The organism is Paenibacillus sanfengchensis, from assembly GCF_036864765.1.
Classification (GTDB): Bacteria; Bacillota; Bacilli; order Paenibacillales; family Paenibacillaceae; genus Fontibacillus; species Fontibacillus sanfengchensis.
In genome coordinates this window covers 85042-110631 of the sequence record NZ_JBAGJC010000005.1, presented here as the reverse complement: position 1 = coordinate 110631, position 25590 = coordinate 85042, and the positions used below count along the sequence as shown (strand labels likewise).

22 protein-coding genes are annotated in these 25590 nt (G+C 55.0%); 17 read left to right on the top strand and 5 right to left on the bottom strand.

Going from position 1 to position 25590, the window contains the following annotated elements:
- Window positions 1–335: 335 nt before the first annotated feature.
- On the top strand, window positions 336–1589 hold the full coding sequence (gene tyrS, locus V4U84_RS12380; RefSeq protein WP_334071797.1) for a tyrosine--tRNA ligase: 1254 nt from the start codon (window positions 336–338) through the stop codon (window positions 1587–1589).
- Between the two features lie 403 nt (window positions 1590–1992).
- Here tyrS and rpsD read toward each other — a convergent pair whose 3' ends face one another.
- Window positions 1993–2592 carry a 30S ribosomal protein S4 gene (gene rpsD / locus V4U84_RS12375; RefSeq protein WP_334071796.1) on the bottom strand — a complete coding sequence of 200 codons (600 nt, stop codon included), beginning with the start codon at window positions 2590–2592 and terminating at the stop codon, window positions 1993–1995.
- Window positions 2593–3056: 464 nt separating this feature from the next.
- Here rpsD and V4U84_RS12370 point away from each other — a divergent pair, with 464 nt between their 5' ends.
- The 5 genes from V4U84_RS12370 to V4U84_RS12350 all read left to right on the top strand — a co-directional run bounded on the left by V4U84_RS12370 (window position 3057) and on the right by V4U84_RS12350 (window position 8081).
- On the top strand, window positions 3057–5039 hold the full coding sequence (locus V4U84_RS12370; RefSeq protein WP_334071795.1) for a sensor domain-containing diguanylate cyclase: 1983 nt from the start codon (window positions 3057–3059) through the stop codon (window positions 5037–5039).
- Between the two features lie 146 nt (window positions 5040–5185).
- Window positions 5186–6025 carry a hypothetical protein gene (locus V4U84_RS12365; RefSeq protein ID WP_334071794.1) on the top strand — a complete coding sequence of 280 codons (840 nt, stop codon included), beginning with the start codon at window positions 5186–5188 and terminating at the stop codon, window positions 6023–6025.
- 140 nt (window positions 6026–6165) lie between these two features.
- Window positions 6166–7281, top strand: a complete 1116-nt coding sequence (locus tag V4U84_RS12360; protein ID WP_334071793.1) for an aminopeptidase — start codon at window positions 6166–6168, stop codon at window positions 7279–7281.
- 81 nt (window positions 7282–7362) lie between these two features.
- Window positions 7363–7608 (top strand): HPr family phosphocarrier protein, encoded by a 246-nt coding sequence (locus V4U84_RS12355; RefSeq protein WP_148451691.1) that lies wholly within the window; start codon window positions 7363–7365, stop codon window positions 7606–7608.
- Between the two features lie 182 nt (window positions 7609–7790).
- Window positions 7791–8081 (top strand): Fpa/YlaN family protein, encoded by a 291-nt coding sequence (locus tag V4U84_RS12350; protein WP_334071792.1) that lies wholly within the window; start codon window positions 7791–7793, stop codon window positions 8079–8081.
- Between the two features lie 77 nt (window positions 8082–8158).
- Here V4U84_RS12350 and cax read toward each other — a convergent pair whose 3' ends face one another.
- Window positions 8159–9229: a calcium/proton exchanger gene (gene cax / locus V4U84_RS12345; protein ID WP_334071791.1), complete on the bottom strand. Its 1071-nt coding sequence runs from the start codon at window positions 9227–9229 to the stop codon at window positions 8159–8161.
- A gap of 188 nt (window positions 9230–9417) precedes the next feature.
- Between cax and V4U84_RS12340 the strand changes: the two genes are divergently transcribed.
- Window positions 9418–9780 (top strand): Asp23/Gls24 family envelope stress response protein, encoded by a 363-nt coding sequence (locus V4U84_RS12340; protein WP_334071790.1) that lies wholly within the window; start codon window positions 9418–9420, stop codon window positions 9778–9780.
- 95 nt (window positions 9781–9875) lie between these two features.
- On the opposite strand, the gene ftsW is transcribed toward V4U84_RS12340, so the two are convergent.
- Together ftsW and V4U84_RS12330 are read right to left on the bottom strand one after the other, a co-directional pair.
- Window positions 9876–11123, bottom strand: coding sequence for a putative lipid II flippase FtsW (gene ftsW, locus V4U84_RS12335; protein WP_334071789.1), 1248 nt, complete (start codon window positions 11121–11123; stop codon window positions 9876–9878).
- An 11-nt stretch (window positions 11124–11134) separates the two neighbouring features.
- Window positions 11135–11476, bottom strand: a complete 342-nt coding sequence (locus tag V4U84_RS12330; RefSeq protein WP_334071788.1) for a YugN family protein — start codon at window positions 11474–11476, stop codon at window positions 11135–11137.
- 203 nt (window positions 11477–11679) lie between these two features.
- Here V4U84_RS12330 and V4U84_RS12325 point away from each other — a divergent pair, with 203 nt between their 5' ends.
- The 9 genes from V4U84_RS12325 to V4U84_RS12285 all read left to right on the top strand — a co-directional run bounded on the left by V4U84_RS12325 (window position 11680) and on the right by V4U84_RS12285 (window position 20760).
- Entirely contained in the window at window positions 11680–12864 is a 1185-nt protein-coding gene (locus V4U84_RS12325; protein WP_334071787.1) for an amidohydrolase, read from the top strand.
- Between the two features lie 45 nt (window positions 12865–12909).
- Entirely contained in the window at window positions 12910–13335 is a 426-nt protein-coding gene (locus V4U84_RS12320) for a CBS domain-containing protein (RefSeq protein ID WP_334071786.1), read from the top strand.
- Window positions 13336–13438: 103 nt separating this feature from the next.
- A complete protein-coding gene (locus V4U84_RS12315) occupies window positions 13439–15124 on the top strand; it encodes a DNA repair helicase XPB (protein WP_334071785.1) in 1686 nt (561 codons plus the stop codon).
- Window positions 15121–17004: a helicase-associated domain-containing protein gene (locus V4U84_RS12310; protein ID WP_334071784.1), complete on the top strand. Its 1884-nt coding sequence runs from the start codon at window positions 15121–15123 to the stop codon at window positions 17002–17004. Before V4U84_RS12315 ends, V4U84_RS12310 begins: the two co-directional genes overlap by 4 nt.
- A 101-nt stretch (window positions 17005–17105) precedes the next feature.
- Entirely contained in the window at window positions 17106–17546 is a 441-nt protein-coding gene (locus V4U84_RS12305) for a YlbF/YmcA family competence regulator (RefSeq protein ID WP_334071783.1), read from the top strand.
- Between the two features lie 54 nt (window positions 17547–17600).
- Window positions 17601–17864 (top strand): YlbG family protein, encoded by a 264-nt coding sequence (locus V4U84_RS12300; RefSeq protein WP_148451702.1) that lies wholly within the window; start codon window positions 17601–17603, stop codon window positions 17862–17864.
- A gap of 546 nt (window positions 17865–18410) precedes the next feature.
- Entirely contained in the window at window positions 18411–18848 is a 438-nt protein-coding gene (locus tag V4U84_RS12295) for a hypothetical protein (RefSeq protein WP_334071782.1), read from the top strand.
- Between the two features lie 82 nt (window positions 18849–18930).
- On the top strand, window positions 18931–19836 hold the full coding sequence (locus tag V4U84_RS12290; protein ID WP_334071781.1) for a selenium metabolism-associated LysR family transcriptional regulator: 906 nt from the start codon (window positions 18931–18933) through the stop codon (window positions 19834–19836).
- A gap of 42 nt (window positions 19837–19878) precedes the next feature.
- The gene (locus V4U84_RS12285; RefSeq protein ID WP_334071779.1) at window positions 19879–20760 is read left to right on the top strand and encodes a PHP domain-containing protein; all 882 of its coding nucleotides are present in this window, start codon (window positions 19879–19881) and stop codon (window positions 20758–20760) included.
- Window positions 20761–20830: 70 nt separating this feature from the next.
- Here the strand turns inward: V4U84_RS12285 and V4U84_RS12280 are convergent, their stop codons facing one another.
- Window positions 20831–22591, bottom strand: a complete 1761-nt coding sequence (locus tag V4U84_RS12280) for an Rqc2 family fibronectin-binding protein (protein ID WP_334071778.1) — start codon at window positions 22589–22591, stop codon at window positions 20831–20833.
- A 185-nt stretch (window positions 22592–22776) separates the two neighbouring features.
- On the opposite strand from V4U84_RS12280, the gene V4U84_RS12275 reads away from it, so the two are divergent.
- On the top strand, window positions 22777–25575 hold the full coding sequence (locus tag V4U84_RS12275) for a calcium-translocating P-type ATPase, SERCA-type (protein WP_334071777.1): 2799 nt from the start codon (window positions 22777–22779) through the stop codon (window positions 25573–25575).
- The last annotated feature ends 15 nt before the right edge of the window (window positions 25576–25590 follow it).

The following is a 25590-nucleotide window of genomic DNA, read 5'->3' as shown; positions in this document are numbered from 1 at the left end:
AGTAGAAGGCGGAATCCCGCCGCTCAGAGAATCGGTGGTCGCTGCGAACCGAATGGGCGGATCTCCTTTGAATTACCGTCTGGAGCCGTCCGGGGGAACGCACATGGGCCACGCGCACACTGTCAGTAGTCCGGTACCGGGAAACCGTTATGGAAATGAGGTGAAAACCGCGGCATCGACATGCCCGCCCGATTGGCGGCGGTGGCGAAGCACGGTTTTAATTAGGGTGGTAACGCGAGCGGCTCCTTCTCGTCCCTTGGGATGAGAAGGAGCTTTTTTGTCGTTTTCGGCGCACAAAAAAATCAAATCACAATCATATGTGGAGGAATGAAAGAATGAAGTGGGAAGAATTGACACAGGCTCAACAAGCGGAGGTCGACCGTCAGCTCAAGGTGATCTCCCGCGGCGTGGTGGAAATCGTACCGGAGGACGAATTAAAGAAGAAAATCATGAAATCGGTGGTTACGGGAACGCCGCTGAAAGTGAAGCTGGGGCTGGATCCTTCCGCGCCGGATATCCATGTCGGCCACACGGTCGTCATGCAAAAGCTGCGCCAATTCCAAGAGCTGGGACATCAGGTTCAACTGATTATCGGTGATTTTACCGGCCGGATCGGAGACCCGACCGGGAAATCGGAAACCCGGAAACAGCTGTCGGAAGAGGATGTGCAGCGGAATGCCGAAACGTACCGCCAGCAAATTTTTAAAATTCTGGATCCGGAGAAGACCAAGGTACACTTCAATTCGGAGTGGCTGGCACCGATGACGTTCGAGGATGTGGTCAAGCTGGCCGCGAAGGTGACGGTGGCCCGGATGCTGGAAAGGGATGATTTCACCAAACGGTATTCCACCGGTCAACCGATCAGCATTCACGAATTTTTCTACCCGCTGATGCAGGGAATGGACTCCGTCGCTCTGCACACCGATATCGAGCTAGGCGGAACGGATCAGAAGTTTAACCTGCTGATGGGCCGAACCTTGCAGAAGGAATACGGCCAGGAGCCGCAGGTCACCATCATGACGCCGCTCATCGAAGGGCTTGACGGCGTGCAGAAGATGAGCAAGAGCCTCGGAAACTACATCGGCATCGATGAGGAGCCGAATGAAATCTACGGTAAAGCGATGTCGGTTCCGGATGAATTGATGCTCAAATACTACGAGTTGGTTACGGATTTAACGAACGAGGAGCTGGAGACGTTGAGCGAGGGCGTCAAATCGGGGACGGTTCATCCCCGCGACGCAAAGATGAAGCTCGCGCATACGCTCGTCCGCATGTACCATGGCGTAGGCGCCGCGGAAGCCGCGCAGGAGCATTTTGTTACTGTATTCCAACAGCGCGCGCTGCCTGAGGATATCGAGGAGATTGAGGTGTCTGCCGCTGAACTGGAGGACGGAACGATCAAACTGATCAAGCTGTTGACGTTAATCGGATTCGCTTCATCCAACGGAGAGGCGAAACGGAGCATTCAGCAGGGCGCCGTGAAAATCAATGAGGAGAAGCTGACCGATGTAAACGCGGCGATCGCTCTGTCCGGCGGAGAAGTCATTCAGGTCGGCAAACGCAAATTCGCCAAGCTGTTGGTTAAATAAATTGCGAAAAATATATTTGTAATGCCTGATTGGCCTGATCCGGATAAGTGTCCGGGTCAGGTCTTTTCCGTTTTGTTGCAGTTAGCACTGTATAGTTGAACTATTGATTCGCACACTCAATATAGCACGACTAACGGGAATACCTCCCGTTAATTCGGTCATACGCCGCTCGAATTTCGCATTAGCTGGAAAACCTCCGGCTAATTTACGTAGTCGAGGCTTTGATCGCCTCTCAGGCATAGAATTAGCTGGAGAAAATCCTGCTAAATCGTGCCGAGTGGGTAAAATTAGCAAAATTAACGGGAGAAATTCCCGTTAATCGCTGGAGTGGCGGGATAGAGAAATTTGCACAAAAAAACCGACCCAAGTCGGAGCGACTTGGGTCGGTTTTTTTGTGCAAATCTTAACGGTTGTAGAACTCGACGATTTGTTTCTCGTCGATATCTTGCGACAGCTCGGAACGTTCCGGCAAACGAATGTATTTGCCTTCCATAGCCGTATCGTTGTATTCAAGGTAAGCCGGAAGGTGCGTGCGGTTCTCCAGAGCTTCCTTAACGGAAGACAAGCCGCGGCTTCTTTCGCGAAGGCTGATTACATCGCCGATGCTTACACGGTAGGAAGCGATGTCCACTTTCTTGCCGTTTACGGTAATGTGACCGTGGGAAACCAATTGACGGGAACCCGCGCGGGAGTTAGCGAAACCAAGGCGGTATACCAGGTTGTCCAGGCGGCTTTCGAGCAACGCCATGAAGTTTTCACCGGCAATACCCGGCATTTTTTGCGCTTTGGCAAACAAAGTGCGGAACTGCTTTTCTCCCAAACCGTACATGTGGCGCAGTTTTTGCTTCTCCAAAAGCTGCATACCGTAGTTGGAAACCTTTCTCCGTTGGTTAGGGCCATGTTGTCCCGGAGGGAAAGGGCGTTTCAAATCTTTGCCTGTTCCGCTCAAGGAAATGCCAAGGCGGCGGCTGAGTTTAAATTTAGGACCAGTGTAACGTGCCATTGTATAGGTAGACTCCTTTTATCATAAAATTTTAAGTAGGGTTCTACTTGCGCGGGCTTTGTTTGGGCGGGCGGAGGATAGATAATCCGCTCTCTGACAAGAAAGTTCAGCCGCTGTCTTGTCAGCAACAAAAACCGAGAGGGTGCTTCGCATGATTTACGCCCCTAATCAAAGACTCTATCCAGTCTTTATCAACAATATATATTATAAGAAACGGGCGGATAATGTCAAGCGGTGGATTTTGTTTAAATATAAAGGATTTTGACGATAGGCCTTTGGACCTAATATTACTTTGAAAATGAAGTAAATTATAATGCAAAACGGCTACGAAGATAGTAAAATAAACATATAAACAAGGAACGGAACAAATATTACTATGATACTCGTGTAACTAAAGGCAGAGTGAGACGGCTTCGATTAAATTATCTCGCTGCGGGCTGGGTGCGGCGAAAAGGAGCTTTTACATGACAAAACAAACTAGAGACGACTCGATGCAAGCGTTCATGCCAACACCGACCTACACTCTGCCGAGTTGGAATCCCGAGGAAGATCAGGATCCTATTAACTGGCTCGGATTGATGGATATTACGACCCATGACTACCCATACATTATGGCATTGCTTGAGAATGCCTGCCGGGATTGGGCTTCCCAGCTGCCGCAGCCGCCGGTTTCCTGCCGGGTGGAATGGTTTGTTGCTGATTCGGCCGGGGAGTTCGTAAATCGTAGCGGGGATTCCCGGATTCCTGAAACGGAGCAATCGATCGACGAGGTGACCCGAAGTTGCCTAAGGGAAATTCAAGTGGCAATCTCCCGCTTTCCGGAGGGTTTCTGCATAGCGGCCCCGGTGCTGACCAGGCATACGAACGAGCTGTTCGCCGTACTGGGATGTACGGTTTATGGCGCGGCGGCGGCGGATTTCGCCGAAGCTTGGGTCGTGATGGCGGCCCAGTTTTTCAAGACCTGCTTCTATAAAGGGCTCGAGACGCTGTTTATCTCCGATTTGCTGCATGTGCAAGGGCTGGCCAAGCGGGAAGAATATCGCAGGTCCATTTTGTTTCAGGTCATTCAGGAACTGCACGATAAGAAAGAAGTGGATTCCGTGCTTACCGAGGTATTCGGCCGAATCGCCGGACTGTTTCCGGAAGCCCGAGTCGAATTGCTGATGTCCCAGGATTACCTGAGTCGGGATCCCCGGGTTAAATCCCTGCAGTTGCGGGAGACCCGGGATAACATCTGCGCCCGGGCCTTTATGGAGGGCGTGACGCTCCGTTCGGGGGGAAGTCAAGACAACGGGGAAGATTGCCTGGAAATCGCGGTCCCGCTTGTGGGCAAACAGGGGGTTTATGGCGTTTTTCACCTGGTTACGCCTCCCCGGGATGTTGAAGAGGTGGACCTTCAATTGGTCAGTATGCTGGCGGATATCGCGGGGTCCGCTTTTGAGAGCGCCAAGCTGTATGAGCAGTCGAACCTTCTGGTCAGCGAGCTCCGGCTTATTAACGAATTGACCAAGCGCCTGAATCAAAGTTTACGGCTGAAGGAAGTTTTCAAATTCGCTACCGAGGAGCTTCTTTCCATCTTCCGGGCGGAGTTTTGCTGCATCACTCAACTGGACAAGGGCGGGGAAGTATTTGAAGTTATGGCGTGTAACGTCCCGGCCCTCTCCAAATCGTTTTTTCCCAAGAATTACGGCTATAGCGGTCTCGTGTTGACAACGAAGGAATCGGTGATTTTGTCCGATTACAAGGCCTACGGAAAGATCAGCTCCAAGCTGATGGACGAGACGGATTCCAACTCGCTGATCGTGGCTCCGCTGATGGTGCGGGGAGAGGTGACGGGAGCGATTATGCTGGCCCACCGGGAGGCACGCTTTTTCTCGTATGAGAATTACAGGCTCTTGCAGGTGCTGTCCTCCCACATCGGTCTGGCGATTGCCAATGCATCCCTGCATGCCGAGGTGCAGAGAATGGCCAATCACGATATGCTTACGGGGCTGTACGCCCGGCACTATCTGGATGACCGGATACAGCATTTTCAGAAGCAGGATGAAGGCGGGTCCCTCATCATTGTGGATATCGATCTGTTCAAGCAAGTCAACGATACGTACGGCCACCAGACCGGGGATAAAATCTTGCAGCAGGTTTGTTCGATCATTCAGCGTACGGTGCGCAAAACGGATATCGCCGCCCGCTGGGGCGGTGAAGAGCTCGCCATTTATTTGCCGGGGGCGGACGTTCGCAGTGGATACCAGATCGCCGAGACGATTCGTCTTCAGGTGGCCGCGGAGTGTGAACCCCGGGTTACCGTTACTTGCGGCATTGCGGAATGGAACCGGGAGAGTGATAAAATCAGCGTCGAATCACTTTTTTATCTGGCGGATATGGCGCTTTACAAAGCGAAAAAGAATGGCCGGAATCAAACGCAAATCGGCCTTAGCCCCGAGGAATAGGCAAACAGCAGCGTGATGGCGGGAACGTCTTTAAAGGGACGTTCTTTTTGTTTGCGCATAGATTCTATCGGGCGGGAAAGGCTACAGCGTAAATACGTTTTTCCGGATCATCCTGTCTGCCGGAAGTAGAGGGGCGCAAGAGTAAAATGAAAACCGTATACTATAGTTTCGTAACTCTGCTGTTTGCCGTTCTTTTGTTGGTTTCCTGCGGCTTTCGTGACAATAAAACCCCCGAGCAATGGTACCGTGTCACTTGGTCGGGTCTAGCCGGATGCGACTCGCTTACGTTTCGGGGCGATGCGGCGTTGTTTCGCGGAGAGGACAACAAACTGACGGAGTCCTTCGCTTACTCGGGACAATTAAGGGATCATCGCCGTCTGCAAATATCCACGGTCCTTCCCGTTCCGGCGGAGGGGGCAGGAAAAGGCCGGATGCCGCGGGCTGCGGAGTCCAAGGCGAAGGCTTATCAAGTGAACCTGCTGTGGAAGAGGGGGAACTGGAGTCTTGAGGCCAAAGGCGGCGATGCCGTCATCCAAGGGCTCGCCCGGTTGAACCCGTTGGACCAGCTGGAAGAGATTCGGTCGGCACAGAAAGTGATGACCTCGGAAACAGGAGCGGCCCGGGGGACCAGAGTGTTGCGGATCGAGCTGGACCCGGATGAGGCCAGAACCCGGCTCAAAGCGAAGCTGGCGGGGGAGATGGACGCGGTGAAGAAAGGCTGGGAGGATCGCCTGACCCAGGTTGAATCGGGGCGCCGCGCCCGGCTGGAAGCCGAACTGAACCGGGAATGGATGAACGGAAGAGAGCGGTTGATGACGATGCTCGATCAATCCGAAGCCAGGGCGGTGTTCCACCTGACCATCGATCGTCATAACGGGCTGCCGGTCCGGTTGACCTCGGAAACCGAATTGGTTTACCCGAACAGGCTGGGGCTTAAAGAAAGGGAGATCCTGCTGACGGATAACCGCTTTGAAAACTACCGATAATCCCCCGAGGCTGACTTCGGGCAAACACCGTGCTACAATAAGTAAGAAGAATTAACCATTGTTCAACATATACTAGGATCCATGTATTGAATCCGCCGGGCTTTATGGGAGCCCGTTACATTGAGGAGGATGAAGCTGTAATGAGAGATCCAAGAATCCAGAAGCTGGCGCAGAATTTGGTAGGTTATTCGGTAAACGTCCAGCCGGGGGAAAACGTACTGGTGGAAATGATCGGGGAAGAACGCGACCTGCTTAAAGCCGTGATTGAGGAGATCGGTAAAAAGGGCGGCCATGCGTTTGTAGAACTTACGGACAAAACCGTTCAGCGCACGCAACTGAAATACGCCACCGAAGAAGGCATGAAGACATGGGCGGAATACGATCTGACCCGGATGAAATTGATGGATTGCTATATCGGTATCCGCGCCGGTTCCAATGTCAACGACCTTTCTGATGTCCCGGAAGACAAGATGAAGATGTACAATGCCCTGTATTCACATTCCGTACATAGCGAGCAGCGGGTCAAGCATACGAAATGGGTCGTACTCCGCTATCCGAACGCCAGCATGGCCCAACTGGCCAACGTCAGCACGGAAGCTTTTGAGGATTTCTATTTCGACGTGTGCAATCTGGATTACGCCAAAATGGATAAAGCCCAAGACCCGCTTGCCGAATTGATGAAAAACACGGACAAAGTACGCATCACCGGACCGGGTACGGATCTGACGTTCTCCATCAAAGGCATAGGGGCGGAAAAGTGCTCCGGGCAGAAAAACATTCCGGATGGCGAGGTATACACCGCGCCCGTACGGGATTCCGTCAACGGGACGATCAGCTATAACGCGGCTACCCTGTACAACGGAGTTACGTTCGAGAACATCAAGTTCCGTTTTGAAAACGGCAAGATTGTAGAGGCAACGAGCAACGATACGAAGCGGCTGAACGACATTCTCGATTCGGATGAAGGCGCCAGATACATCGGTGAATTCGCGATCGGCTTTAATCCGTACATCCTGCATCCGATGAAGGATATTCTTTTCGATGAGAAGATTGCGGGCAGCCTGCACTTCACCCCGGGGCAAGCCTATGAAGACACGGATAACGGAAACCGCTCGTCGATCCACTGGGACCTCGTCCTGATTCAACGTCCCGAGTACGGCGGCGGCGAAATTTACTTTGACGATCGCCTGATTCGTAAAGACGGAATCTTTGTCATTCCGGAACTCGAAGCCTTGAATCCGGAGAACCTGAAATAAAGAGAAAATTCCTTGCCTGGAAAGCGGATTCAATGTATCATGATAATATGTTTATCTCAAAGTTGACACGGAGGGATCGCTATGGCCACAAATAATCAAGCAGTTGTGGAAATTGCTCAAACGGCGGGGAAGTTTACTTCATCCATCGTGCTGCAGGCAGACAACAAGTATATCGATGTTAAGAGTATTCTGGGTCTTTTCACAACCCTGGTGAATACCAAGAGCTATGAACTGCATGTTCACGGGCCGGACGCGGATGAAGCCAAGAAGGCGGTATCGGAAGTATTCGCGAAACACGGTTTGGACGTGAAGGTAGTGGCCGAGTAAGCGGGTCTAAGAAGCACTTCTGCCTTTCTTTGGCAGAAGTGCTTTTTTTATTTGTCCATGCGCCGATTGTCAAGAGTTCCCGGGCGGCGATTATTTGGCGAGGTTCTTGTATTGGCCCCCGATTTCGTCTAATATTAAGAATATGAATGTGTGGAGACTTGGAGGACATAGGGGGGATGAACATGACTTCATCTGATTTGCAGGAGCAATTGAATCTCAAGGCGCTGAATCTTCTGAAAGAAGATGCCGATAAAATAGAAAAGCTGATCGAAGTGCAGATGGAGAATCTGGCTACACGTTACTGCCCTCTCTATGAGGAAGTATTGGATACCCAGATGTACGGTTTCTCCAGACAAGTCGATTATGCGGTGCGCGTCGGACTCGTTCAGGAAACGACAGGCAAACAAATCCTGAGCAAGCTGGAGCGGAACTTGGCTTCGCTTTACGAAGCGATGAACAATAGGCAGCAGTAGTTTAGCCTGATACAGCGGTTAAATCACAAAGCGCATGACCCTTCAAAAGGGCCATGCGCTTTTTTTTGCGGTCTTTATTAGACGAGAAAGAATGACACGCCGAGAATCAAATAAACAGCCAGCAGAAGCAGCCCCTCGTACCAGTTGGTCTGACCGTCCTGTGTAATCGATTTGGCGATAAAGACAGATACCCCGATGGCCGCAAGTTCGATCACCGTAAACACGATGTCCATCGGTCTGCCGAACAAATGGCTGACGAAGATGAGGACCGGCGCGACAAAGAGGGCGATCTGCAAGCTGCTGCCGACGGCGATCTCCACCGCGGCCCCGATTTTGTTTTTCATCGCCAGCATGATAGCCGCGCTGTGTTCCGCAGCGTTCCCCACGATGGCAACGACGAAGGCGCCGACGAAGATTTCGCTGAGCCCGAAGCGTGAAGTGAGCGTATCCAGCGTATGTACCAGCCATTCACTAACCAAGGCGACCATGACGGTGGCAACCACCAAGTAGAGAATCGATTTTTTCTTGGACCAGGCGGGTTCGTGTTCGTGAGGGAGCTCCTGATCCGCGCTTTCCGTCACATCGGCTAAGTAGTTCTTATGCGTGATCATGGAGAACACCAGCCACAGCAGGTAGGCCACGATCAGAATTCCGGCAACGACAAGGCTTAGCGAGGTCCGGTCTTCCTCATGGAGCACATGCGTGTTCAGGAATATGGCCGGCACGAACAAGGCGATAATGGCGACGATCATTAGAGAGCCGTTCATTCCGGCCAATGTGACGTTGTATTTCTGCACCTTGAACTTTAATCCGCCCGCGAACAGACTAAGTCCGAGGACGAGCAGCAGATTCCCGATAATCGAGCCGGTGATGCTGGCCTTGACCATATCAAAGAGGCCTTCCCTTACCAGCAATATCGCGATAATCAGTTCGGCCGCATTACCGAAGGTGGCATTCAGAAAGCCGCCCAGCCGCTGTCCGGCATAATGGGCCACGCTCTCCGTCGCTTTTCCCAGAAACCCCGCGACAAAAATAACCGCGATCGCGGCGATAAAGAATTCCAAAGTGGCGGGCCAGTGGGCGTAATGACCGATGGCGCTGAGTACGAAGAAAAGAATGAGTAAACCTGGAGACAAATATTTCTTCATTTTTACACCCCTGTTGTTTTATTTTGCATTGGCAGTAGACCGGCTTGTGTAGGAAATAACTACACTTCAAGTTCAATATAACCAATAACGTGATGATTATAAACGAAACGCGAAAATTGGTCCATATTTGCTTAATAAGAAATTAGCAATTACAATGGGTAATAATGAGGTTTGAAGGAGGATATACCATGACCGAGCAATTGCAACTGGATTTGGGGGTTATTCGGGTTTCTGATGATGTAGTTTCCAAAATCGCGGGAATGGCGGCCCTGGAAACCCCCGGTATTGCGGCGATGTCCGGCGGGCTGTCCGAAGGATGGGCCAAGCGGCTAAGCGGTAAAAATGTGCAAAAAGGCGTCACCGTAGAAGTCGGTCAACTGGAAGCGGCGATCGATCTGCGAATCATCGTGCTTTATGAGACTCCGATCCACGAAGTCTGCCGGATGTTGCAGCAGAATGTCCGTGAAGCCGTTGAGAACATGACGGGATTGAAAGTGGTGGAAGTAAACGTGAAGGTGGAAGGCGTCGCCTTTAAAGACGACGAGGTCTAACAACACGAGCGGAGAAGATCCTGCGGCATTTTTTCACTGCAAAATCAAAAGACTCCAGGAAAATTCCTGAAGTCTTTTTTTGTCGCGTATGTTCGTTAGCCTTGACGCCGTCTGCGATGGCTCCAATCATAACTAGCCGATTCCTTCGTGACCACGGATTTCGTGCGCTCCTGTTTGGCCGGAAGGGCGGATTGGCGGGAAATGCTCAAAACGATGCCCATGGCTACCATCATCACGAGCAGAGAGGAACCCCCATAACTGATGAACGGGAGCGTGACGCCCGTGACCGGAATCGTACGGGTGACGCCGCCGATGTTGACGAAAGCCTGAATCGCGATCAGGCCCATGATTCCCACGCCCATCAAAGTTCCGAAGGCGCTCTGGCAGCGAAGGGAGACGAGCAGCCCCCTCCAAATAAAGTAAATGTAAAACAGCAGGAAAATCAACGTCCCCAGAAAGCCGAACTCTTCTCCGATGACGGAGAAGATAAAGTCGTTATAGGCGTTCGGAAGATAATGCAGCTTCTGAATGCCTTGTCCAAAACCGGTGCCGGTGACGCCGGCATGTCCGATAGCCGTCAGGGATTGAATAAGATTATATCCGGTATGCTGCGGATCTGCCCACGGATTCAGATAAGCCTGAATCCGTCCCATCTTGTAGTCGCTCCCCGCGGCCGCGGTGTCGCTTGGGCTAATCTTGTCCCAAAGCGCTCCGACCCCCATCACGATGCTCGCCCCCAGAACCAATAGCGCGATGGAGCCCATAATATGCTTCAGATTGGCGCCGCCCGCAAAGATGATCAGGCCCGCCGTGGCGACGAGAATCATACAGGAACCCAGGTCAGGCTGAAGCATGACCAGACCGGCTACAAAGCCCACGATAACCATGACCGGAATGTAGCCGGTGCGGAGATCCCGAAAACGTTCGCCTTTCTTGGAAATAAGGGCGGACAAATACATAATGGTCGTCACCTTGGCCAACTCCGTGGGCTGAATCCCGAGCGAGCCGACGTTCAGCCAACTGCTGGCCCCGTTGATGCCGCCGGAGAACGGAACGATCATCAAGAGAGCAATGGCGAATATAAAAACCGGTACAAACAGTTTCTTATATTTCTCATAGGGAATGTTCATCGCTATGAACATGCCGATCAGGCCGGCAAAGGCGAAGATAATTTGGCGTTTGGTAAAATACATCGGATCGTAGCCGAAATTTTTGTTGACCATGGCGATGCTGGAGCTGGAACTGAACACCATCACAATCCCGAACCCCACCATAAGCAGCGTCAGTACGAGAAGCTGAAAATCAGGGGTTCCGCGTCGGGGCTCTTCTTTGTTGTCTCTCATGAAAGCCGGGCTTAAGCCTCGAGGAGTTCCTTCAACTCCGCGATTTTATGCGTCGCCGTCTTCATGACGAGCGCCGGAATTTCGGATTCATATTCCAGCCCGTGTGGGAAAGTGGCCCGCCCCATATAGACCGCTTCAATGGACAGAATTGTCTCCGGACGCTCCAGCTTGCCTTCAATCGCTCGCGTATTGATGCGAAGGTAGTATTCGTCGTTGTTGTATTCGATTTTATAATCGTATGTAGCACGATAGTATTCCCACTGCCAGCGAATAAAGCCAACTTTCTCGGCAGATTCGTCCAAATAGGCCAAATCGCTCTTCAGTCCATCCAAACCTGTATTTTCAACTATCATCTGTCGGAAGGCCTCCTTAAATAATGTTCGTAAAAAAGTCATGAGTTCTCTCCCCATGATAGTATGTTTCCACCTCTTGTGCAAGCACGGAAAGCCTTATGAAAAGTGAAGTTTCGGCCTTTTGCATCCGAAGACCGCGCATATTAAGAAGGCCTGTTTTCTGATACAATGAAATCAGCGATTTAGAAGAAGGAAGTGGGCGAATGGATAGCGAAGCGCTTCGGGCTTTATTTCAAGGCATGGTGGAGGACCGGCGCTTTTTGCACCGGCATCCGGAACTGTCTTTTATGGAAAAAGAAACATCGGCTTTTGTGCTGGGGCGGCTGGAAAGACTCGGCGTGGAGGTAACTGCCGGCGTCGGCGGCTTCGGCATCATCGGCCGGATTCGAGGCGGTCGCCCGGGTAAAACGGTGGCACTGAGAGCCGATATGGATGCGCTGCCCATTCAGGACGAAAAGGACTGCGATTACGCGTCCGGCGTTCCCGGAGTCATGCACGCCTGCGGCCATGACGGCCACACGGCCGTTCTTCTGGCCTTGGCGGAATATTACAGCGGCCGGAGGGAAGAACTGAGCGGAGAAGTACGGCTGTTGTTCCAGCCGGCGGAGGAAGTTTGTCCGGGCGGCGCGGTGTCGATGATCGAGGCTGGGGCACTGGACGGAGCGGATGTGATCTACGGGGTCCATTTATGGACACCGATTTCCGCGGGAACGGCGATGAGCGCTGCCGGTCCTCTGATGGCCTCCACGGATGAGTTCTTCATCGACGTTCAAGGGAAAGGCGGGCACGGCGGGATGCCGCATAAAACGATCGACAGTGTCGTAGCGGCTTCAGCGCTGGTTCTGCAACTGCAAAGCGTAGTCAGCCGCTCGGTCGATCCTCTCAATCCGGCGGTGGTTACCATCGGGTCGATTCAAGGGGGGACGGCGCAGAATGTGATCGCTGACCGCTGCCGGCTATCGGGGACCGTACGCTGCTTCGACGCGGACACGCGGGAGCTGATCCGGACGCGGGTCCATGAACTGGCTGCGGGCACGGCGGCAGCTTATGGGGCTACGGCCGCCGTGGAATATATGATGGGTTATCCGTGCCTGGTTAATCATCCCGACGAGTTTCAGCGCTTTTATGAGTCCGGGGCCGCCGCCGCGGGTTTAAAGCCCGCTGTCTCGCCAAAGATTATGCCGGCGGAGGATTTCGCCTACTATTTGCAGCAAATCCCGGGCTGCTTCATGCTGGTTGGGGCGGGAAACGCGGAGAAGGGGGCGGTCTACCCTCATCATCACCCGAGGTTCGATATCGATGAGGAGGCGATGCTGCATGCCGCCTTGCTCCTGGTGGCGATGGCCGATTCCTACTTGGCGGAGCATGCGTCCGCATCGGGCGCATAAACCGGCTCCCCCTTTGGAATTCTATTGACCGAAGGAGGGATCAACATGAGAAAAGTCAACGAAATTATGACCCGAGATGTCGTAACGGTGTCTCCCGAAGACAACGTCTTTGAAGTGGCGGTCAAAATGAAGAAGCATGACACCGGTTTTATTCCGGTTTGCGAAAAAGGAAGCACCCGGCTGCTCGGGGTCATTACGGACCGCGACCTGGTGATCCGGGGCATCGCCGAGAAGCATCCGGGTTCCACCGCGGTCGAGACCGTCATGACCCGCGGCCTTAGAACGGCTACGCCGGACACCTCGGTGGACGAGGCGGCCGAGTTGATGGCCGAGCAGCAAATCCGGAGGCTGCCGGTTACCGAGGGGGAAATGCTGGTCGGGGTCGTTTCGATCGGCGACCTCGCCGTGCGGGGCATCTTCGCCGACAATGCCGGCGAGGCGTTGTCGGAAATATCGGAGCAAGTGCATTAAGACAGCCGGCCCCCGGCTAACGGGGAGGCGCGGGAGAAGAAGTTCGCGGCCGACCGGCTTGCGGGCTTCTTGTTTTTTTATCTGTGTGAAAAGGAGGCTCCCGATGAACAGGGAAGGATCGTGCATTGTGCAGCGGGATTTGACGATTCTGCTCGAAAAAAACCATCCCGGCTATGAACCTGCCCGGGAAAGGTTGGCTATTTTTGCGGAGCTGGTGAAGAGCCCGGCTTATTATCATACATATCGCGTTACCCCGCTGTCCTTGTGGAACGCCGCCGCTGCCGGAATGACGGCGGAGGAGATTTTGGAGGAGCTGCGGGGGTTGTCCCGATGGGAGCTGCCGGGCGGAGTGGACGAGGAGATCCGGATGTGGGTTTCTAGATTCGGCAGTCTCAAGCTGTACAGGGCGGAAGAGCCGGGACGGTTGTGCCTGGAATACGTGGGCGGCAAGGAAGGCCTGATGACCCGGCTGTTGAAGGAGAAGGCTCTTGCACCGTACAAGCTCGAACCGGGTAACGAGTACCGCTGTTTTCTGCCCCAGGTATGGCGTGGAGCGCTTAAGCAGTCCCTGGCTCGTCTCGGATACCCGGTGTTGGACGAGGTCGGGTATCATCACGGCCAATCGTTGCCCATGGCCCTGCGGGACGTGACGGAAAGCGGGAAATCTTTCGTCCTCCGAACCTATCAAAAAGCCGGGGTCGACGCTTTTGCCTGCGGAGGCGACGGCGGAGGCAGCGGCGTCCTCGTACTGCCATGCGGCGCGGGGAAGACGGTCATCGGCCTGGCGGCAATGGCCCATTTTCAGAGCGAAACGCTGATCTTGACCTCCAATGTTACTTCGGTACGCCAATGGATTGCCGAAATCCGGGATAAAACGACGCTGCCGGAGGGCGCGGTCGGAGAGTACTCGGGGGAGAAGAAGCAGGTCTGTCCGGTTACGGTTTCGACTTATCAGATCCTGACCCACCGCAGTAGAAAAGAGGATGAATTCAAACATATGAGCTTGTTCAATCAGCGGGATTGGGGACTGATCATCTATGACGAGGTGCATTTGCTCCCCGCCCCCGTCTTCCGGGCGACGGCCGATATCCAGGCGACTCGCCGGCTCGGTTTGACCGCCACCCTGGTGCGGGAGGATGGCTGCGAACGGGACGTCTTTTCGCTGATCGGACCGAAGCGTTACGAGGTTCCCTGGAAGGCGCTGGAGGAGCGGGGGTTCATCGCTCAAGTGGAGTGCCGGGAAGTCCGCGTAAGCCTGCCGGATTCCATCCGGGAGCGCTATCTAAGCGCGGAGGGAAGAGAGAAGTACAGAATTGCGGCGGAGAACCCGCGAAAAACCGAAATGGTGCTGAAACTGGTAAACCGTCATGCAGGGCGGCAAATTCTCATCATCGGCCAGTATTTGGACCAGCTGCGTGAGGTGGCTGCGGCGCTCCGTGTTCCGCTTATCTCCGGCAGTATGCCGCAGGAGGAACGGGGACAATGGTTCGCCCGGTTTCGGGAGGGGAAGATCCCGGTGCTGGCCGTCTCCAAGGTGGCCAATTTTGCCGTGGACTTGCCGGATGCGTCCGTCGCGATCCAGATTTCCGGAAGCTATGGCTCCCGCCAGGAGGAGGCGCAGCGGCTCGGAAGAATACTGCGGCCCAAGCAGGATGGAGGGGGAGCTTATTTTTACACCCTGGTTTCGGAGGAAACCCGGGAACAGGATTTTGCGCTGCGCCGCCAACTGTTCTTGATCGAGCAAGGGTATGAATACGCCGTGACGGGAGAGCGGGGGGAAGGCGCATGATCGAAGCGATTTTCCGGCGGTTCGCCGGACTTCCGTTCAAGCTGGAGAAGCTCGATGAGGCGGCGGTCGGCCAGTTGACCGGAGCCGATCTGAGAGCGGCCCTCCCCGGGCTGTTGCGGAGCGGACAGTTGGCCGCGGTCAAAAAGGCGTGGGGCGAAATGCTGTACTACATCCCGGCGGAACTGCTGCCGGATCTGTGGGAACAGGCGCATTTTCCCGAGCCGGAGCCTTTGGCCGCTTCCGATGCCCGCCTGCAAAGAGAAGCCGGTCCCGGTCTGGCGCTGGACCTTTTCCGGGCTCTGGCCTGGGCCGGCCGGAACGGGCTGCCCGTCACCTCCAAGGGAACCCTTCACCAACGGTCGGTTAGCAAGCTGGCGGGTTATCTGTACTTGCAGGAAAACGATATTGCCGGCCTTGATCTGCGTTATCCCCATCATGACGTCTATCCTCCCCAACTGGCCGTGGTGCTCGATTTGCTGCTTTCCTTGGAGCTGATCATGAAGGAGCGCGCAAGCTGGAGCCTGAATTCCCGGGAACTGTCGGCCTGGCTTGCGCTGGAACAAGAGGAGATGGACGCTCTGTTGTGCCGGGAGCTGCTTCATCGGTATATTCCCGATGATGTGTCCGTACAGCACTGCGTATACAGACTGATTCAGCCGGACTTGCGGGAGGGCATGTGGTATTCGCTTGGCAGCGTATTCGAGTCGCTGCAATCCATCGGGCTGCTTCCCGGCAGCCTCCCCGAATTTCTCACAGGATGGATGGAGAAGTGGCTTAAAGCGCTGGCCGGATTCGGCTGGCTGGATTTTGGAACCCACGGGGAAGACAAAGGGTGCTTCCGCTGGCGGCAAAAGCCGGATTTGCGGCGCTTGCCCAAGAAGGAATCGGCCGCAGGGAGGGCCCTGCCCGGCGGAGGTGCGGGGGATGGCAAGCCGGGCGGGACTACGCCGTCTTCGCCCCCTTTCATCATTGTGCAGCCGGATTTCGAGATTCTGGTGCCCCCGGACGTATCGTATCGGGTACGCTGGGAATTGGAAGCCTGCTGCGAAAATCTGACGATGGACAGGATGTCCGTCTATCGGCTGAGCAGACAGAGTGTATCCAAAGCGGCCGAACTGGGACGCTTCCCGGGGGCGGTGCTGGAACTGCTGGAGGCCCACGCGGAGGCGGTGCCGGACAACGTCCGATCGGCGCTTGAGCAGTGGTCCCGGGAGTTGGGCCGGACCTCGTTCGAGGAGCGGCTGCTGCTGCGCTGCGCCGACGAGGCGGCGGCGGGCATGGTGGCTGTCTTGCCGGCACTCGCCGGGCTTCTGGAGCGGATCGGCCCACGCGATTTTATTGTGGATGCCGCTCAGGCCGCCAAAGTCCGCAGGGTGCTGGAGGAAGCGAGATTGGCTCCGCCCAAGCAAGGCGGCTCCGGCGCGGTCGCGCCGGACTACCCCCGGCTGGAAGAAGGGGCCGGGCATGCGCTGACGGCACTGCGAGGGACACAGCCCGAGCGGGCCTGGATTTTTAACGGCCGGAATCTTCATTTTTATGAGCCGTCCGAGGCGATTCCGCAGATTTCGGAGCTTTTTCCGGGATATGAGGATGTACCGGGGATGTGGCTGAAGGAGCTGCGGCACTATCACGCCTCAACGGCAAGAAAAATAATGGAGCAGGCCATCGGCTGGAGGACTAAAGTAGAGTTGAAAATGAACGGTTCGCTTGAGGAGTTTTACCCGCTTTCTTTGAAGGGCGATGAAAAGTGGACGGTTGTCGGACGGCTGCTGAAACCTCCCACTCAGCGGGGAGACGGTAACGGTCCCTTGCAGGAGGAGCTCGAACTGACAGCGGACCGTTGTGAAGCCATGCGGCTGATGATGTCCGATATCCCTTGATCGCCGGGGGCTCCCCCTTCTTCTTGGCACAAGATTATGGTATGATTATCTCGTCTACCGCTTTGGTGGACTACTCTTGTAAGGAATCGAGATGATAATTCATGAGCGTAACGGAGATCAACACGGTCGATATGGCCGAGCTGCTGACAAACGCCTATGAATTAGGCGATTTGATAAATAAATCCGCCGCGGTTTCCGACTATTTGTTCTGGAAACGCCGGGTTGAAGAGGATGCCGATATACGGGCCCTCGTCAAGAAATTGGCTGCCAAGAAGGAGCTTTTTGAAGAAACGCAGCGATTCGGCCATTTTCACCCCAATTATCACGAAGCCAAAGACAAAGTGACCGAGGTGGAGCTGGAGTTGGAGCGGTTCGAAGCGGTCCGCCGCTTTAAAGCTGCAGAGAAGGAATTGGACGATATCCTGCACCAGATGTCCGAAATCATCGCTTATTCCGTTTCGGACAGCATCAAGGTGCCGAGCAATGATCCGAATCCGAAGGGCGGAGGCTGCGGTGGCGGGGGATCGTGCGGTTGCGGCTAGGATCGGCTCCGAGGATCATCAGGTGCATTATGTTGAAGAGAAGGGGGAGAAATCATGTTTCCGGAGCGGACCGGTTATATTATTTGGGTCAGCGACCTGAAAGCGGCAAGAAATCTGGAGAAATACGGAAGCGTGCATTATTTGTCGCGGCGGATGCATTATGTAGTCATGTACGTTAACGCGGACCGGGCGGAGGAGACGATGAAGAACGTCCGCAAACTCCCCTATGTACGTAAAATTGAACGTTCCTACCGGAACGAAATCAAGACGGAATACAGCAAGGATGTTCCGGACAAAACCCGTTATTACGGTTTGTAGTTTGCAGGAAAGGGCGGCCCTCGGGCCGCTCTTTTTTTGACCGGGGGGAACGCCTATCGCCATAAGCGGGTCATTCCTTATTGATAAAGCAAGGTGGATTTGCCGGCGGTTATCTTTCCTTTGCAGCCGGACCGGTGAATAAGAGGCTGATGCGCACTAGCGCTGAAATCAACCTTGACAAGACGAAATTACGCTAACGGCTGCCACAGCCGTTATTTACCCGGAAAACGCCGATTTCCAATTCTAACGGTCGCCACGGCGCTTATTTCGCATAAACCGGGCTGTTATAGGAGTAAATCTAGGAAATAACGGCGCTCGCGACCGTTAGAATTTTGAAAGGGTTACTTTTCACAAAATAGCGGTTGCCACAGCCGTTAGACTTCCCGCAGGCGTTAGCACCAGCCGGAAAGCCTGACTTTTGCAGGATCCATGGGGGCAAATTTTCCTGGGAATTTCCTTTCTTTAATCTTGTCGAACGGTAAGTTATGTTGTAATATAATGGGTAATTGTACTTAGTTAAAAAGTCCTAAATCTCGAGGTGCGCAAATGAGAAACACGGTTACGGAGCGGCGGGCAACTTACGGAAGGGAGCCTGTTTTATTGGGCGACAAGGCCATCGCCGACATCGTTATTACCCATCATGCCAAGTTAAGATATCAGGATCGGATCGATCGCCGCAATCCCGCGACGCATGAGATAGCCCGCTGGGCATGGGGATGGCTGAAGCAAGGCAGGATGAAGCCGTACTACCGAAACGGGGAGGACGTTTACCTCGTCGATGACGATCTGGTGTTCGTGGCGGAGTTTACGGAGATTCCCGGACTGTATAAGGAGCACGCCAAGCCGGTATACAAAATGATTATCGTCACCTTTCTGGGCAGGATGTCGGAGACGATCGAGCTTCGCGACTTGAAATCTTACTATTCCTGGCTGCGGCATTCCCGGCGCATGACCTTGATGAAGAATACACGGAAACGTAAATAGAATGAGCATGTTCCAACAGGGGCATGCTTTTTTTTGTATTCATTCTCGTGGTATGGTAGGGGAGAAGAAGGAGTGGGCAAGGATGGCGTTGAACTATCATCAACTTCATATTTTTTATACGGTTGCGGAGCGGGGAAGCTTCTCGGCGGCGGCCCAGGCGCTTCACATGACCCAGCCGGCGGTTACGATGCAGATTCAGGCGCTGGAGGATCATTTCGGCAGCAAATTGCTGGTCCGGTCCACGAAAAGAATCGAGCTGACCGAAGCGGGGCATACGCTGTTTCCCTATGCCAAGCGCAGCATCGATTTGATGCGGGAAACCGAGAGGGCCATGTCGCGATACGCCTCGATGCTGGAAGGAAGGCTGCAGCTCGGGGCCAGCCTGACAATCGGGGAGTATGTACTGCCCAGGCTGCTCGGAGGATTCGCGGTGAAATACCCGGATATCTCCATTGCGCTCAAGGTCATGAATACGACCCAGATTATTGAGGAAATCGTCGGGCATCAGTTGAACTTCGGCCTCGTCGAAGCACCGGTGTATCACCCCGATATGGTGTCTGAGCCCGTGATGGAGGATGAGTTGAAGCTGATCGTTCCGGCCGGGCATCCACTGACGAAGGAGGAGCGGGTGAAGCTGAGTGGGGTCATGGATTATCCCTTCGTGCTGCGGGAAAAAGGCTCCGGGACCCGCCAGGTGATGGAGGCCGAACTGGAACGGTTGGGCATCGCGGCGGAGCGGATGGAAACGGTGATGGAACTGGGCAGCACGGGCGCGGTGAAATCGGCGGTGGAAGCGGGCCTTGGCGTCACGATCATCTCCCCGTCGTCGGTGAAGCATGAGCAGGCCCTAGGCCTCCTGAAGGTCGTGGATATCGAGGATGCCGAGTTCAAACGGCAATTTTATTCCATCCATTTAAAATCTACGCTGCTGCCGGTCTCGGCGGTTACCTTTTTAACGTATTTGCGCGGGTTCAAAAAAACGTTCTAGATCCGAGTCTTGGAGCAGCATACCGAAGGAGGAGCAGAAAAGATGCAAAACCAAAACGAAACGGGGCAGCGCGAACGATACGATTTGCATACCCATACGCGCGCTTCGGACGGGATGAATGCCCCCGCCGATAACGTTCGCCTGGCCAGAGAACATGGCCTTGCTGGGCTGGCGATCACGGACCACGACACGGTAGCGGGGATCAAGGAAGCGATGGCGGAGGGCGAGCGGCAGGGGATCACCGTGATTCCGGGGGTGGAGATCAGTACCCGGTCATCCGGAAAAGACATTCATGTATTGGGGTATTTTATCAAAACGGACGATTCGTTGTTGTTGCAGAGACTCGCCGGTTTAAGGGAGACCCGTGAGGCCCGGAACGTCCAAATCATAGAAAAACTGCAGGGCCTGGGGATTTCCATCACGCTGGACGAAGTCAAAGCGGGGCTAGGGCGGCCCTTGCGGCCGGATGAAAGCCTGGGCCGTCCCCACATCGCCGACGCGTTGGTTCGCAAAGGGCTGGCCGCCGATATGAGGGATGCTTTTGACCGGTACCTTGGAGAAGGGAAGCCCGGATACGCTTCCTTGCCACGGATCTCGCCGGAGGAAGCAATGATATGGATTCGCGAGGCCGGAGGTGTGCCGGTGTTGGCCCATCCGGGTTTGTACGGCGATGACCAGCTGGTGGAAGCGATCGTGGAGCGGGGGCGGCCGGCGGGAATCGAGGTGTACCACTCCGACCACGGGCCGGAGGCCGAGGAACGTTATCTTGCGCTGGCGCGGCGATACGGACTGATCGCTACCGGCGGTTCGGATTATCACGGAGCCCGGCAGGGCGTCGTCTTTCACGGCGATCTCGGCAGCCGGTACGCCGACGGGGAGTGCGTCCGACAATTGAAAAACGCCGCGGAGCCCGGCGGCCGTTGAACAAAGAACCTTCCTAACACAGCAGGTCTGCGCTTAGGAAGGTTCTTTCGCATGCTTATTTCCGGCGTTATCAGCCGTTCTTCACCGCGTTCGGCAGGCTCTTGATCAACTGCTCGTCCGGCGTCACGAATAAGGTGCGCTGATGGTCGTAAATGACGAAGCCGGGCTTGGCCCCGCTCGGCTTGCGGACGTAGCGAATCAGGGTGCAGTCCACCGGGACGCTGCTCGATTCCCTGGCTTGGCTGAAATAGGCCGCCAGTTGGGCCGCTTCATTCAGTGTCGCATCGCCAAAACCGCTGCCGCGGATAACCACATGCGAACCCGGAATGTCTTTCGTATGCAGCCAGGTATCGTTCGGTCCGGCGAGCCGGTTGGTGAGGTATTCGTTTTGCAGGTTGTTTTTGCCGACGCAAATTTCGAAGCCCTCGGAAGAGGTATAGACATGCAGGGTAGGGCGGTCGTTCTTTTTCTTCTTTTTGCCTTTTTTCGCGCGGTCCCGTAAATATCCCTGCTGAATCAATTCCTCGCGGATTTCGTCGACATCGTTAAGCGAGGCGTAAGACAACTGCTGGAGAAGCTCTTCGATGTACACGATCTCCTCCCGCGTTTTTTGCATCTGCTCGTCGATGACCGCAAGGCTGTTTTTGAACTTGTTGTATTTTTTAAAATAACGCTGGGCGTTCTCCGACGGGGTGAGCAGCGGATCGAGCGGAATCCGCTCCGTCTTCTGCTCTTCGTCGTAATAGTTGATCAACTCGGCCGTACGATCGCCTTTCTTGATCATATGCAGGGACGGCAGCAGGAGCTCGCCCCAGATCCGGTAACGCTCCGCATCCTCCGCTTCCCCCAAATCTTTCTCCAGGTTGGACAGCTTTTTGATATTTTTGTTCCGTTCATTCTGCAAAAAACGCAGCAGATCGCTGGTCCTCTGCTTCACGGTATCACGCAGCGCTTTTTCCCCGAAATAATCCTCCATGCATTCGCTGATGGAGCCGTAAGTTTTCGCTTCCCCTCGGATCAGCGTCAGCCGGACGGCGGAGAACACCGGCTTCCCCGCTTCGTTATCCCCGGTCACCGGCGTGTATCGGTGGTTCCGCACATCCTCCATAAGCTGGTCAAAGGCGGCCCAGAGCTTCCCGGGATCCCCGCTTCCTTGCGGTGGCCGATCGCCGCCGTAGGCGCGGTACCCGATCTCCTCCGCAATCAGCGGACTCAGGCCGCTATAGGCGCCGACGATCCAGCCGGTTCCCCCGTTTTCGTTCTGCTCGGCAGCGGCTTGCCAGGCGCTGAAGAAGCCTTCTTTACCCGTATGCAGAGGATCCAGTTTGTTCTGCTGCGGTGGCTCCGTATAGGAGAAACCCGGCATAACGACGCGGTACCCGCTGATCGCGGGGGTCACGTGATGAATGCCGTCGAGCTGTACGCCTGTTGCCGGATCCACCAGAATGATATTGCTGTGCCGGCCCATCAATTCCACGATCAGGCGTTTGACCGAAACGTCGCCGAGCTCATCGCGCTGGCGCACCTCGATATGGATGATCCGTTCCATCCCGACTTGCCGGATCGCTTCGATAATGCCTCCTTCGCAGTGCTTCCGGAGCAGCATGCAGAACATTGGCGCTTCCAGCGGATTCGGAAAAGATTCCTCCGTCAGATGCACCCGGGGGTAAGTCGGATTCGCCGACAGCAGCAGGCGCTTGTTTCCGCCGGCGGAGCGAAGCTGCATAATGATATCGCTGGATGAGGGCTGATGTATTTTATTGATGCGTCCGCCCACGATGGTTTGCAGTTCGTGAACGATCGATCGGGTAACGATTCCGTCAAGTGCCATAACAATATAATCTCCCGTCTTATTTCAATATAAATTACTCCGTGCTTCCCTCTATGATGCCATACTTCCGGCAAAAACTTAAGGGCCATGCTGTGATAATTTGGGACTGGCCGGAATACATTTACCCTAGGTGGAAAAGCCTTCACGCTGTATACCGCATAAAATACGGGAGGGGAATTGGGAGGATGGAACAAAAAAACTGGCACCAGTGGAGTGGCGATGAGCTTCTTGAACGGTTCGGCGTCACCCGTGAACAGGGCCTGACCCAGGAGGAAGCGGCTCGCAGACAGGAGCAGTACGGAGCAAACGAGCTGGCGGAGGGGCAGCGCATTTCCCCGTGGCTGCTGTTCTTAAACCAGTTCAAGGATTTCATGATGCTCATTCTGATGGGCGCCACGCTGATCTCAGGCATCCTCGGCGAATATCTGGACGCCGTTACCATTATAGCGATTATCGTCCTGAACGGGGTGCTTGGCTTTGTGCAGGAATTCCGGGCGGAGCGTTCCCTGCGGGCGTTGAAGCAGTTGTCGGCCCCCCATGCCAATGTGCTCCGGGAAGGCGTGGTACGCCATATCCCCGCGAAGGATCTCGTTCCCGGCGATATCGTGATTATGGAAAACGGGGACCGGATACCGGCCGATATCCGCTGGCTGACCGCCCACAGCCTCGACGTCGAGGAATCGGCATTGACCGGGGAATCGCATCCGGTCGGAAAGCATGCCGAAACGATTCGCGAAGCGGATGTGCCGCTGGGCGATCAGAAGAATATCGGCTTTATGGGCACGATGATTACACGGGGAAGCGGCCGGGGCGTGGTAATTCGTACGGGGATGGATACGGAGATGGGCAAAATCGCCGACCTGATCCAAAATACCGATACCCAGGAAACGCCGCTGCAAAGAAGGCTTGAGCAGCTTGGAAAAATACTGATTTACTTGGCGCTGGCTCTCACGGTGCTCGTCGTGGTCGTCGGGATTTTGCACGGACAGCCTGCTGGCGCGATGTTCTTTGCCGGGGTAAGTCTGGCCGTGGCGGCGATTCCCGAAGGTTTGCCGGCGATCGTCACGATCGCGCTGGCGCTCGGCGTGCAGCGGATGATCAAGCGCAAGGCCATTGTCCGTAAACTGCCTTCCGTTGAAACGCTGGGCTGCGCCTCGGTCATTTGCTCGGACAAAACGGGAACGCTGACGCAAAACAAGATGACGGTGACCCGGCTGTGGTTGGAAGGACGTTCGCTGGAGGTCACCGGGGAGGGCTATGAACCGGTCGGACATATATTGGAGAATAAGCAGCCGATCGACATCAAAATGGATCAAAGCCTTCGGCGTTTGCTGCAGGTCAGCGCGCTTTGCTCCAACGCGGTAATTTCCGAAGAGGATGCCGATGTGCGTGGCCGCAAAAAAAACAAGGAAGAACCGCCGGGAACCCATTGGGTTATGAAGGGGGATCCGACGGAAGGGGCGCTCGTTGTCCTGTCCTCCAAAATGGGACTTACCCCCGCCGCCTTGAGCACGTCATATCACCGGGAGCAGGAGTTTCCGTTCGATTCGAAACGAAAAATGATGTCGGTCGTGGTGGCCCACCAGGGCGGAAAGATGGCTCTCGTCAAGGGAGCTCCGGATATGCTGCTGGATAAATGCGCCTATATCCTCTGGGAGGGCAAGGTCGTTCCGTTCACGGGCACCTTGCGCAGCCGGGTGCAGGCGGAGAACGAGGAGATGGCCCGCGGCGCGCTGCGCGTCCTGGGGCTGGCTTACCGCGAGCTGAAGCCGCATGAGACGTTGGCGGATGAAGGCGCCGTGGAATCGCATTTGATCTTCGTCGGCTTGGCCGGCATGATCGATCCGCCCCGCCGCGAGGCGCGGGATGCCATTGCCGTCTGCCGCCGGGCAGGAATCAAAACTGTGATGATCACCGGGGATCACCGCCTTACGGCGGAAGCGATCGCGGCGGAGCTCGGCATCTTGCCGCGCGGAGGCGTGTCCATGTCCGGACAGGAACTGGCAACGCTCAGCGATGAAGAGCTGGACCGGCGGGTCGACGAGACCTATGTTTATTCGCGCGTGGCTCCCGAGCATAAACTGCGCATTGTCAAAGCGCTGCAGCGCAAAGGGCATGTCGTCGCGATGACGGGGGACGGCGTCAACGATGCGCCGGCGATCAAAGCCGCCGATATCGGCATTGCGATGGGCATCACGGGGACCGATGTGTCCAAGGAAGCCTCGTCGCTGATTTTAAGCGACGACAACTTCTCTTCGATCGTAGCCGCGATAGAAGAAGGGAGAAGCATCTACGAAAATATCCGCAAGTTTATCCGTTATTTGCTGGCCTCGAATGTAGGCGAAATTTTAACGATGTTTTTCGCCATGCTGGCGGGCTTGCCGCTGCCGCTGCTCCCGATTCAGATTCTGTGGGTCAATCTTGTCACGGACGGCTTGCCGGCGATGGCCCTCGGCGTGGACCAGCCCGAGAAGGATTTGATGGAACACAAGCCGAGAGGAGCGAACGAAAATATCTTCGCCCGGCGGCTCGGCTGGAAAATCCTCAGCCGCGGCTTGTTGATCGGCCTGTGTACGCTCGGCGCGTTCTGGCTGACTTACCGGATAGCGCCGAACGATCCGGCCCAATTGGCCGAAGCCCAGTCGGTTGCATTCGTGACGCTGGTCATGGCACAGCTGATTCACGTCTTCGACTGCCGCAGTTCGCGATCGATCTTCCACCGCAATATTTTGCAAAACCGCTACCTTGTCGTGGCCGTTCTTTCGTCCGTGCTGCTTCTGCTTGGTGTGATGTATATCGAGGCGCTGCAGCCGATCTTCAAAACGGTACCGCTCGGTACGCGCGAATGGGCCATTTCGCTCGTCGCCGCCGGCATCCCGACCTTCCTGCTCGGCGCGGGCAGCGTATGGTCCGGCAGACGGCGCCGGAATTACAACGGCCCCCGTCCGATGGCCACGGTGAAAAGTACAAATCTTCGTGCATAGAATCAATACCATTCC